Source organism: Fretibacterium fastidiosum, assembly GCF_000210715.1.
Lineage (GTDB): Bacteria > Synergistota > Synergistia > Synergistales > Aminobacteriaceae > Fretibacterium > Fretibacterium fastidiosum.
Window position 1 is genome coordinate 1,635,756 of record NC_021038.1, and the last position, 10,875, is coordinate 1,646,630.

10 protein-coding genes and 1 pseudogene are annotated in these 10,875 nt (G+C 66.2%); 9 read left to right on the plus strand and 2 right to left on the minus strand.

The features are described 5' to 3' along the window. The first annotated feature begins 114 nt into the window (after positions 1-114). From SY1_RS07560 to SY1_RS07600, 9 genes are all read left to right on the plus strand, one after another. The gene (locus SY1_RS07560) at positions 115-1,080 is read left to right on the plus strand and encodes an RpnC/YadD family protein (RefSeq protein ID WP_243440628.1); all 966 of its coding nucleotides are present in this window, start codon (positions 115-117) and stop codon (positions 1,078-1,080) included. A gap of 161 nt (positions 1,081-1,241) precedes the next feature. Further along, positions 1,242-1,382 carry a 50S ribosomal protein L34 gene (gene rpmH, locus SY1_RS07565; protein ID WP_208873312.1) on the plus strand — a complete coding sequence of 47 codons (141 nt, stop codon included), beginning with the start codon at positions 1,242-1,244 and terminating at the stop codon, positions 1,380-1,382. Continuing rightward, complete coding sequence (locus SY1_RS07570; protein ID WP_208873314.1) at positions 1,364-1,759, plus strand: ribonuclease P protein component; 396 nt, start codon at positions 1,364-1,366, stop codon at positions 1,757-1,759. The genes rpmH and SY1_RS07570 overlap by 19 nt, the downstream gene beginning before the upstream one ends. Next, positions 1,719-2,030, plus strand: coding sequence for a membrane protein insertion efficiency factor YidD (yidD, locus tag SY1_RS07575; RefSeq protein ID WP_208873316.1), 312 nt, complete (start codon positions 1,719-1,721; stop codon positions 2,028-2,030). Before SY1_RS07570 ends, yidD begins: the two co-directional genes overlap by 41 nt. A gap of 62 nt (positions 2,031-2,092) precedes the next feature. After that, a complete protein-coding gene (locus tag SY1_RS07580) occupies positions 2,093-2,872 on the plus strand; it encodes a YidC/Oxa1 family membrane protein insertase (protein WP_015556670.1) in 780 nt (259 codons plus the stop codon). A gap of 103 nt (positions 2,873-2,975) precedes the next feature. After that, on the plus strand, positions 2,976-3,698 hold the full coding sequence (locus SY1_RS07585; protein WP_015556671.1) for a R3H domain-containing nucleic acid-binding protein: 723 nt from the start codon (positions 2,976-2,978) through the stop codon (positions 3,696-3,698). A gap of 1 nt (position 3,699) precedes the next feature. Further along, positions 3,700-4,506 carry a prolipoprotein diacylglyceryl transferase gene (locus SY1_RS07590; protein WP_015556672.1) on the plus strand — a complete coding sequence of 269 codons (807 nt, stop codon included), beginning with the start codon at positions 3,700-3,702 and terminating at the stop codon, positions 4,504-4,506. A gap of 202 nt (positions 4,507-4,708) precedes the next feature. Beyond that, positions 4,709-6,139 (plus strand): Do family serine endopeptidase, encoded by a 1,431-nt coding sequence (locus SY1_RS07595; protein WP_243440630.1) that lies wholly within the window; start codon positions 4,709-4,711, stop codon positions 6,137-6,139. 187 nt (positions 6,140-6,326) lie between these two features. Next, entirely contained in the window at positions 6,327-7,589 is a 1,263-nt protein-coding gene (locus SY1_RS07600; protein WP_015556673.1) for a serpin family protein, read from the plus strand. Between the two features lie 187 nt (positions 7,590-7,776). Here the strand turns inward: SY1_RS07600 and SY1_RS07605 are convergent, their stop codons facing one another. Both SY1_RS07605 and SY1_RS07610 read right to left on the minus strand, forming a co-directional pair. Beyond that, on the minus strand, positions 7,777-9,267 hold the full coding sequence (locus SY1_RS07605) for an FGGY-family carbohydrate kinase (protein WP_015556674.1): 1,491 nt from the start codon (positions 9,265-9,267) through the stop codon (positions 7,777-7,779). 124 nt (positions 9,268-9,391) lie between these two features. Beyond that, positions 9,392-10,875 (minus strand): annotated as a pseudogene (locus tag SY1_RS07610) (hypothetical protein); the annotation flags it as partial.

Below are 10,875 nucleotides of genomic sequence, written 5' to 3' on the forward strand. Positions count from 1 at the left end.
AGACACAAATTGGTATTACCCCGTTTCAGTTTTCCTGTTTTGATCGGTTTTGAGTGAGAGGGCTTGTTTGCTATAATGAAGCCAGGAGCCGAAGGGATGGGGGAGGGATGCGGATTGCTGGTCAACACGCCCTACGACGACGTGTTCCGAACGCTGTTGAACGATTGTTCGAGCCTGATCATACCATTAGTGAACGAAATCTTTCACGAGTCGTACTCCGGGGACGAGGCGGTGGAGTTCTACCCTAACGGGCACTTTATCAACGGTCAGGACGGCGCGGAGCGAGAGCGCGTCACGGACTCGTGCTTCGGGATACGGGGCAGGTCGCTGAAGAAGTACCACATCGAGTGCCAGAGCACGTCGGACGACACGATGCTGGTCCGGATGTTCGAGTACGACGCGCAGATTGCGCTGGACGCGGGCGAGGTGAGCGAGGGAGTGCTGACGGTGCGCTTTCCTGCGTCGGCGATCCTGTACCTTCGTTGCCGCGCGAGTACGCCGGATGTATTGACGGTCCGCATCGAGCTGCCAGGCGGTGGTTCTGCGGCCTACGATATCCCTGCGATGAAGGCCCAGCGGTACACGCCGGAGGACATCTTCTCCAGGGGGCTGTTGTTTCTCATTCCCTTCCGCATTTTTGCGCACGAGAGACGGTTTGCGAAGTACGAGAGGGACGAGGGGCTGCTGCGGGAGCTTCTGTCCGAGTACGAGGGGATACGGGGTCGGCTCGAGGGGCTGGCGGAGAGCGGGAAGTTGACGGAGTACGTGAAGCGGACACTCGAGGAGATGTCCGGTAAGGTGTTGGAGCACATTGCCTGTGGGCACGAAAAGGTGAGGGAAGGAGTGAAGTCCATCATGGGAGGCCAGGTGTTGGAGTACGAGGCGAAGACGATCCTGAGGGAGGGCATCGCTCTGGGGGAAGCAAGGGGCGAGGCCAGAGGGCTGGCTAAGGGCCTGAACGAGGGTATCACCACCACGGCGCGGCGGATGCTGGGCATGAGATTTACCTCCGAGCAGATATCCCAGGCGACGGGTCTGTCCCCTGACGAGGTTGCGGCGCTGAGGCGGGGGATGGACTGATCGTCGGCCCCCGGTTGTTTTGGCCCCCACTGAAAGGGGGCTGCCCCGCAGGGGCGAGCGCGTCGTTGTGGCGTTCCTCCAATGGCTGTGTTATAATTTCAAAGCTATTGTGGTTAAACCACCGTGGATAACGGTTTGTCTATTGGAGGAGGCGTTTTTTCGTGAAAAAGGGAACCTTTCAGCCGCATGTGAAACCGCGCAAGAGGAAGATCGGCTTTCTTGCCCGTTCGGCCTCGCCGTCGGGGCGCAAGATCCTGCGCAACAGAAGGCGCAAGGGCCGCAAGTGCCTGACCATGGCGTAACTCTCAAAAAGGGGTGGGAGTTTGACCTCGTTTTCCGCACCGGTCTTCGCGTTCAGGGAGAGCTGGTGCGGTTGTTGTTTCTGAGGACGCCAGGCGGGGGGCTGCGCGTCGGCTACGCCGTCGGCAAGCGTCAGGGAAGGGCCCACGTTCGGGTCCGCGGGCGCCGCATCCTGCGGGAGGCCTTTCGCCGGTTGAGCCCGTGGGTCGTGCCGGACGTGGCGCTCGTCCTCTCCCTGAGGGAGAGGGGGCTGGCCTCCGACGCCCGACGGGTGTTCAAGGACATGGCCGCCCTCTTCAGGAGGCGCGGCCTTTTGACGGATGCGTGGGAGGCGCCGGATGACGCGGACTGGAACGCCCCGATCGAAAGAGGCGCCTGAGGGGCGGCGTCCCACGCCGGCGGCGGCGCTCGCCATGCTGCTGGTGCGGGGCTACCAGGTCCTCATCTCCCCCCTGCTGGGCAGGAACTGCCGCTTCTGCCCCACCTGCTCGCAGTACGCGCTCATCGCGCTGAGGGACTGGGGGCTCTTTCGGGGCGGGTGGCTGACGCTGAGGCGCCTCCTGAGGTGCGGCCCCTGGAGCGAGGGCGGCTACGACCCGCCCCCAAGGCGGCCCCGTGGCGAGGGCGCGGACGACAATTTTTGTGACTAGGGATGGTGGACTTATTGGGTTATCTGTGGGATCAAACTCAGGCCTTTATGACGTGGCTTATGATGTGGCTGCTGGAAACCCTGTACGGGGTGACGAATTCCTGGGGGCTGGCGATCATCCTCCTGACGGTCATCGTGCGCATCGCCATGCACCCGCTGACGCAGAAGCAGATGGTCAGCATGCAGCGGATGCAGAAGCTCCAGCCCAGGATCAAGGTGCTTCAGAATAAATACGGCGATGACAAGGAGACGTTGAACCGGGAGATGATGGCCCTCTACAAGGAAGAAAAGATCAGCCCTGCCGCGGGGTGTCTGCCCCTCCTGATTCAGCTCCCCATCTTCATCCTGCTCTACCGCGTGCTCTACAACAACGATTTTGCGGGGGCCACGTTCCTGACGGTCCACCTCGACGGATCGGTCCTCACAACGATGGCCGACGCGCTGAACCTGGTGGACAAGGCGGGCGTCCCGATCCCTCGCGATCAGCTGGGGGTTGTCATGGTCTTTTTCTCCTCCTTCACCAACCTTCCCCTCCTCTTCTCGAACGTCGGCATGTGGCTGCCCAACATGATCCTGCTGATCCTGATCGCCTTTCTGACGTGGTATCAACAGCACCTGAGCTCAGCGGGGAATCCGCAGATGGCCATGATGAGCTGGTTCATGCCGCTGCTCCTGACGTTCATCTGCATCGGCCTGCAGGGCGGCGTCCTGCTCTATTGGGGCGTGTCCTCCCTGATGGGCGTGGTGCACCAGCTGCGCGTCATGCGCAAGACGGACGAGGAGATGCGGCAGAAGCCCGTCCTGCTTCAGGAGAAGCCGGCGAAGGAGAAGCCCCTGTCCTGAGCGCATTTTTGGCGAACCTTCGCCCGCTGTCGGGCGGGTGCTTTTGCCTTTTGCCACGAAGGTCCCATGGACGTGCGGGACGCGAGAGAGAGGGGTGTGTCTCATGGCATTTGAGTTGAGAGGGGACGGGAAGGAGCGCCCGGAGCCTGAGGAGAGGAAGCTTCGGTTTGACGTGAACGCCGTCGAGGAGGCGCTGGACGCCGCGTCGCGGGAGTGGGGCCTGCCCCGCGAGCTGCTGCGGGCCGAGGTGGTGGGTTCCGAGCGCGGCTTTCTGGGCCTCTTTGGGAGCAGGCTGAAGGTCGAGGTGACCCCGACGGGGGACCTGCTGGGGCTGAAGGGAGCCGCCTTCCTGAACGAGGTCATGGAGCGGATGGACCTCGACGCCCAGGCCTCCCTGACGGAGGACGGCACGATCGACATCGAGGGGCCGGACGCGATGGACTGCGTCGTGGGTCGGTACGGCGATGCACTGAAGGCCATGGAGTACCTCCTGAACCTCGCCCTGCGCGACCCCGCCTCGGAGCCGCGCGTCCGGGTGGACAGCTGCGGATACCGCGAGAGGCGCACCCGCAGCCTGGAGCGTCTGGCGGAGGCCACGGCCCGGCAGGTGGCGGAGTACGGCCGCCCCGTCCGGCTGGACCCCATGTTGAGCTGGGAGCGCTGGGTCATCCACACGACGCTGCAAGACAACCAGGACGTGCGCACGGAGTCCGTCGGCGAGCCGCCGATGCGGAAGGTCGTCGTGCTGCCCCGCTTCGACGCCTCGGAGAGCATGGGCCGCCGGTACGCCAGCCGTCCCCGCCCGCCGCGCCGCAGGCCGTATTGACATGCATCCGGTCCTCTTTCGGCTGGGGAGCCTTCAGGTCGACACCTACAGCGTGCTCTGGTTCCTGGCCCTGTCCCTCGCGATCCTATGGAGCGTCCGGCGCTTCCCCCTCTACGGCGTGGACGACGGGGTCGGGCGGCACGTCATCGGGTGGTCGTTCCTGTGGATGCTCTTCGGGGCCCGCGCCATGGAGTACCTGCGGAACGCCCCGGATTACATCGCCGACCCCTCCCTCTTTTTGGATTTGAAGCACGGCGAGCTCTCGGAGGTCGGCGCGTTCCTCGGCGCGTTCCTCGCCGCCATGGCGCTCTGCCGGCGCAACCCGAAGGCCCCCTTTCAGTCGCTGTGCGGCGTGGTCGCCCTGCCCGCGGCGCTGACCATGCTGGTGGGGCGGTGGGGGTGCTTCTTCAACGGCTGCTGCGTCGGCATCGCGTCGAAGTGTGCCCTGGCTCTGCACTTCCCCAGGGACCCGATCGGCGTAGCGCGGCACCCCACGCAGCTCTATTACTCGGCCGCCGCCGCCGCGATGCTCCTGGTGCTCTACCTCGTCGAACGCGCCCTCATCCGGCGCGCCCTCCGGCAGGGAGAGGACCTCCAGGAGAGCGCGGGGGCCCGGGGCGGTGCCGTCACCTCCATCGGCCTGATGCTCTACGCCGCGATGCGGCTCTCCGTGGACGTCGTGCGGGCCGACGCGCCGGTCGACGGCCTGTCCCCCTCGCACTGGATCCTCCTGGGGGCGCTGCCCCTGGAGCTTCTTTGGCTGTGGCGGTCGCTCCGGACGTTGAAGCGGGAGGACCGCCGGGCGTGAGGGGGTGGCGGATTGGTGCGGACGAAGCTCCGTAAAATCGCTGTATCAGGCGCTTTTAACGCCTTTTTCGGATGGCCCCGTCCGTAGAAAACTCCATGAAGGATTGGTCCCACGGGACTACAATGGCCTCATCATCGATCGAGGCGTTGCGGTCCCTTTTACTTCCCCTCGCCTCGCAATTTCTGGAGGTGCTCTTTTGATCATGAAGAATGGTTTCAGGTTTAAGAAGTCCATGGCGCTCCTGCTGGCCTGCGCGCTGGCCCTTGGGGCGGCGGGTGCCGTCCCGGCTCTGGCCATGTCCTCCCAGGCCGCGAATCCCATCGTCACCATCGTCAAGGACACGTCCCCCGCCGTGGTGAACATCGACGTCGAGGCCGTGAGCCAGCGCAGGGTGTCCCCCTTCCCCTTCGGGGACGACCCTATCTTCCGCCAGTTCTTCGGCGATGCCTTTAAGGAGTACACTCGCTCCGTGCCCATGAAGGGGCGCGGGTCCGGCTTCATCGTCACGAAGGACGGCCAGATCCTGACGAACAACCACGTCGTGGAGGGCGCGGACAAGATCACCGTGACGCTGGCCGACGGCAAGACCTACAAGGCCAGGGTGCTGGGCAAGGACCCCACCTTTGACTTGGCGGTCATCAAGATCGAGCCGAAGGGCGACCTGCCCGTTCTCGACCTTGGAGACTCCGACGCCGTGGAGGTCGGGGAGTGGGTCGTGGCCATCGGCAACCCCTACGGCTTCGAGCACTCCGTCACGGCAGGGGTCATCTCCGCCAAGAACAGGAGCATCCACGCCGAGGACGTCAACTTCGACGGACTGCTCCAGACGGACGCGGCCATCAACCCCGGCAACAGCGGTGGCCCCCTGCTGAACATGGACGGGCGCGTGGTGGGCATCAACGCGGCCATCGTGCCCTACGCTCAGGGCATGGGCTTCGCCATCCCCGTCAACATGGCGAAGGCCGTCATGGACGACCTGGTGTCCTACGGCAAGGTGAAACGCGGCTGGCTGGGCGTGGCGGTGCAGAAGCTGACGCCTGAGATCGCCAGGGCCTACGGCGTCGATGCGGAGAACGGCGCGATCATCAGCGACGTGTTCCCGGACTCCGCCGCGGCGAAGGCCGGCGTGAAGCGCGGCGACGTGGTGGTGAAGCTGAACGGCAGGGACGTGGAGGACGCCAACGCCTTCGTGCAGAGCGTTCGGGCCCTGGCCCCCGGCGCGACGGCGGAGCTGAGGATCGTCCGCGGCGGCAGAACCCTCACCCTGAAGGTGACGCTGGACCAGCGCCCCGACTCGGCGGACGGCCGCTCCGGCGGCCACGGAAACTCCCAGCGGTCGAGTGACGTTCTGAAGGAAGTGGGCCTCGAGGTGGCGCCCCTGACGAACGCGCTCCGCAGGGAGTACCGACTCGACAAGGACGCGGAGGGGCTGCTGATCGTGAGCGTGGCCCAGAACTCCGTGGCGCAGAACGCTGGTATCCGCGAGGGCGACCTGCTGATCCAGGTGAACGGGCGCAACGTCGCGGACCTCAGCGACCTGAGGGGCGCGGTGACCGGCGACGGCAAGTCCGTCGTCCTGATGGTGGGGCGGGACGGACAGACGTTCATCGTCTCCCTGAGCAGCGAGGATTGATGGCGCGTCGTTGGGGCTTCGGCTCCTGAGGCGGCGATCGAGGCGGACCGATATGGCCCGCCTCGCCGTCCTTTTTTCCCGCCCTGCCTGCGAGAATGACCTGGAAGTGGAACGATGGGGAGAAGCGGCGGGTTCAACATAAACACTGGCAAAAGCACTGGTAAATTATGAATGGAGGCGCTTGCGTATGCTGCAGTTTGCGATGTACTTTTTCGGGGCGGCGAAGGTCGCTGCGTTCTGCCTGTTCTCCCTAGCGTGCCTGACGGCGGCGGAGAACGCGGCCGCGGCGGGGACCGGCGAGGCCGAAAAAACGCCCCCCACCCTCCCGGCCGTCCGCGCCGTTGACGGGTTTGCCCTCCGCGCGGCGGCGGAGTTTCGGAAGTCGAACGGGGACTTCTTCTTCTCCCCCTACAGCATCCTGTCCGTGCTGGGCATGGCCTACGAGGGCTCCGCGGGCGTAACCCGCGAGGCGATGGCGAAGGCCCTCTCTCTGGACGACGGCTTTCATGCGTCCCTTGGGGCGCTGTCCACCGGGCTGCGGGAGCGGATGGACGGCCAGGACGATCAGCCGGTCCTGAACGACGCCAACCGCGTGTGGCTGATGAAGGGACTGGCGCCTCGAAGCGGGTTCGGTGACGTGCTGAGCCGGGACTACGGCGGAGCGGCGGAGGAACTGGACTTTAAGGACGCGCCGGAGGAGGCCCGGCAGAGGATCAACGGCTGGGTGTCCGACAGGACGAAGGGCCGCATCACGGACCTGATCCTCGACGTGCCGAAGGAGACGCGCATGATCCTGACGAACGCCGTGTACTTCAAGGGACGGTGGCTTCAGCCCTTCAGTGCGGAGCTCACGGTTCCGGAGCCCTTCCACGTCACGGAGGCGGAGTCGAAGGACGTCCCCATGATGAAGGAGGACAGGGAGTCCCTCTATGCGGATGTGGAGGGTGTGAAGCTCCTGAAACTGTCCTATGGCGGGTCCGCCAGCATGTTGCTGGCCCTGCCGAAGCAGGGCGCGATGGACGAGCTGCTGAAGGACCTCGCCCATCGCGACGGGCTTGACCTCATCCGACGCTGGCAGGCTTCCATGACCAGGCACCAGGTGGACGTGTGGCTGCCCAAGTTCAAGATGGAGGAACGGTACGAGCTGAAGGAGCTCCTGACGACGTTGGGGATGGGACAGGCCTTCTCGGACGCCGCGGACTTCTCCGCCATGACGGAGGATAAAGAGCCGATCTGCATCGACAGCGTCGTGCACAAGACATTCCTAGAGGTGGATGAGGAGGGGGCCGAGGCCGCGGCGGCCACGGGCATGACGATGGTCTACGCCACGGCCCTGCCCCCGCAGGACCCGCCGCGCGCGGAGTTCCACGCCGACCGGCCCTTCCTGTTCTTCATCCTGGACGACACGACGGGAGCGATCCTCTTCATGGGGACCCAGAGCTTTAAGTGATACCAATTTGCGTCTAAAGGGAAAGAAAGGCCCCCCTGCAAGGGAGGCTGCCCTGAAGGGGCTGGGAGGTGTTGAGTAGGCTAAGAGCAAACCCCTCCGCCGCCCTTGGCGGCACCTCCCCTTTCAGGGGAGGCAATCTTTGGTATGAAATCGCAGTAAGAGCCCCCTCGAGGGGGCTCTTGCGCGTTCAGGGGCGGAATATCCCGTTGGGCAGCGGAGGCAGGGCGAACGCAGGGCCTGGGGCGAAGCGCCCCGTCTCCCTCAGCCCCTGCTGCAGGGCCGCCTCGAGGCCCTCCTCTCCGCCGGAGACGTCGCCCGCCGCGTAGGCGGCGAGGAGGGCGTTCGTCGCGAGCGCGCCCCCCGTATCGAGGGTCACGGTCTCGGCGCGGATGAGGTCCGCCTTGATCTGGTTCCACAGGGCCGAGCGGCTGCCGCCCTCCGTGACGATGATACGCTCCACCGGCGTGCCCGCAGCGCGGCAGCGGTCCGCGATCTCGCCGTACTCTCCCGCGATGGCCTCCAGCACCGCGCGCCACAGCACGAATTGATCCGTGTCCATCGTCATGTTGAGGAAGCACCCGTGGACCTCCTCGCAGCCCTTCGGCCCCCCCGTCAGCCACGGCAGGAAGCGCACGCCGTTGGCCCCTGCGGGCACCGTTGCCGCCCCCTGGCTCAGACGGTCGTAGCAGCCGTCGTCGCCGGGTTGCCCGCAGACGTTGTCCCGAAACCAGCGCAGCGCCAGCCCCCCCGTCCGCACGAATCCCCAATAGAAGTACGTGTCCGGCAGGGTAGCGCTGTTGAAGATGAGGTTGTTGCCGCTTCGGCTGAGGTCCGGCACGATGCCGGCCGTGGAGATGCAGAACATGGAGCAGGTGCCCGCCACGTCCACGGCGTGCCCCGGCGCGAACACGCCGCAGCCCAGGAGCGACTGCATGGTGTCGCCCGCTCCGGCGCACACGGGGAGCCCCGGAGGGAACCCCGTCTGCGCTGCGGCCTCCTCCGAGAGCCCCCCCACGACGTCCCATGGGCGCACGATGTGGGGCAGAAGGGAGGGAGAGATGCCCAGAATCTCAAGCTGCTCCGGCGACCAGCGCTTTTCCATGACGTCGTAGCCGAGGCCCCAGCCTGAGAGGGTGCCCCAGTCGATGAAGGCGTCCGAGGCGCCGAGGCCCGCCAGGTTCAGCAGGATGTAGGGAGCGTTGTGCATGAGCTTCCGCACGCGGCCGCGGGACGGGGCGTTCTTCAGCAGCCATCGTGCGTGCAGGGCGGGGAAGAGGCACAGAGGGTCCGGGTTGCCCGTCTCGCGGGCCCAGAGGTCCGTCCCCAACGCCGCCAGGGCCGCCGCGTCCTCCCGCGTGCGGGAGTCCAGGTAGTTGATGTAGGGCGTGACGGCGCGGCCCGCCTCGTCCACACCGGCCACGCCGCAGATGATGCCGTCGCCCATCACGGCCCTCACGGACGCAGGGTCGAGCCCCTTTCGGCCCATCTGCTCCGCGCAGTCCTTCATGCCGGTGAGGGTTAGCTGAAAGTACTCCTCGACGTCCATCTCCACCCAGCCGGGATGCGGGTAGAGGAGCGTCGTGGGGTTGACGGCCTTCGCGACGCACTCGCCCTCCGCGCTGTACACCGCCACCTTGACGCTCTGCGTCCCCGCGTCGAAACAAAGATAATGATTCATCCGGACGTCCCTTCGTCGTCTTTTGAAACCCTGCTGCGCTCCGGCCCGAAGGCCGCGCTGCCGGTGCGTCAAACAAAGGGGGCCGGCCCGATTGCACGGCCCTCCCGCCGCCCCTCCGGGCGGGCTATTCCTTCTGCGCGGAGCGCATGAAGATGAACTCGTAGCCGTACTGGCCCGTGGTGCTGTCCTGAGTGCGGCGGGAGCCGACGACCTTCCAGCCCGCCCTGCCGCGCTCGTCCATGCCCGCCGTGATGCGGTCGTCCAGCAGAAAGTCGATGGCGTACTCGTACCGCTCGTCCTGCTGGGGCGTCCCTGCGGACGTTGCGGCCTTCGCCTCCAGGGTTCGGTCCGCGCGGAGGACCGCCGTCAGGCCCCGCAGCTGCAGCCAGCACAGGACCACTGCGGCAAGCAGCAGGAGCGTCAAGAGCGGCAGCAGGACCCCACCGCGCGGCCTTGCAGCCCCCTCCTGAGCGACGGGCGCCTCCTTGCGCGCCAAAAGCTTATCCTTCAGACCCATTGCTTTATCCTCCTCCGTTGCCTCAGCGGACCCCGCGTCCTGCGGGAACTCGTGGATTTCCTCAGCCTCCGGCCCTGTTTCGTTTGTGGAGTGTTCCTCCGGAGCGGGAACGTCGGCCTCGCCGTTCTCTTCTTCCTCCGCCTGGGGTGCCTCCGGCTCAGGCTCTGACTCCGGCTCTGCCTCAGGGGCGGGTTCCTCCGGAGCGGGAACGTCGGCCTCGCCGTTCTCTTCTTCCTCTGCCTGAGGTGCCTCCGACGCAGGCTCTGCCTCAGGGGCCGGTTCCTCCGGAGCGGGGACATCGGTCTCGTCGTGGCCTTCTTCCTCGGCCTGAAGCGTCCCGACCTCGGATTCCAGCGTCGCCACCGGCTCCGGGACGACGGCGGTCGGTTCGTCGAACGGCTCAGGCTCCTCGACCGTCGGCGTCGGGGCCGCCGGCTCCGCGACGAGCAGGGAGCTGACGTCCATCTCCGTTGCGCCCGTCGCGGGCTCCTCCGCTGGTTCGGCCGGAGGAGCGGCCTCCGCCACCAGCAGAGGCTCCTGTGGGGCCTCGTCCTCAGGGAGCTCCGCCTCCGGCTCGTCAACCCCCGCCGGCGGGTGAGGCTCCGTCATGGCGGCAGCGATGTCCTCCATCAGCTTTTCCTCGGCCGTCCAAGGCACTTCCGCCTCCGGGGCTGGCGCTTCCAGTTCCACCTCGGCGGGTAGCTCCGGTGCGGGTTCTTCCGGCGCCTCGTCCTCTGGGGCGACGTTCAACACGACGTCGGCGACAGGCGCAGGGGCTTCAGCTTCCACATCCAATGCCTCAGCGACAGGTTCAGGTTCTGTTGTCGGTGCCTCCAGCACCACCTCGGAGGGCAGTTCCGGTGCGGGTTCTTCCGGCGTCTCATCCGCCGGCGCGACGTTCAGCGCGACGTCGGCGAAGGGTGCAGGGGCCTCTGCTTTCACGTCCAATGCCTCGGCGGCAGGCTCAGGCTCTGACGCCTCCAGCACCACCTCGGAGGGCAGTTCCGGTGCGGGTTCTTCCGGCGCCTCGTCCTCTGGGGCGACGTCCAGCACGACGTCAGCGAGGGGTGCAGGGGCCTCCACGTCCGACG

Excerpts from the sequence above, each read along its gene's own strand:
- SY1_RS07585 (WP_015556671.1), top strand. The coding sequence starts at position 2,976 with ATGGCATTTGAGTTGAGAGGGGACGGGAAGGAGCGCCCGGAGCCTGAG.
- SY1_RS07580 (WP_015556670.1), top strand. The coding sequence starts at position 2,093 with ATGTGGCTGCTGGAAACCCTGTACGGGGTGACGAATTCCTGGGGGCTG.
- SY1_RS07595 (WP_243440630.1), top strand. The coding sequence starts at position 4,709 with ATGAAGAATGGTTTCAGGTTTAAGAAGTCCATGGCGCTCCTGCTGGCC.
- yidD (WP_208873316.1), top strand. The coding sequence starts at position 1,719 with ATGACGCGGACTGGAACGCCCCGATCGAAAGAGGCGCCTGAGGGGCGG.
- SY1_RS07605 (WP_015556674.1), bottom strand. The coding sequence starts at position 9,267 with ATGAATCATTATCTTTGTTTCGACGCGGGGACGCAGAGCGTCAAGGTG.
- SY1_RS07590 (WP_015556672.1), top strand. The coding sequence starts at position 3,700 with ATGCATCCGGTCCTCTTTCGGCTGGGGAGCCTTCAGGTCGACACCTAC.
- SY1_RS07600 (WP_015556673.1), top strand. The coding sequence starts at position 6,327 with ATGCTGCAGTTTGCGATGTACTTTTTCGGGGCGGCGAAGGTCGCTGCG.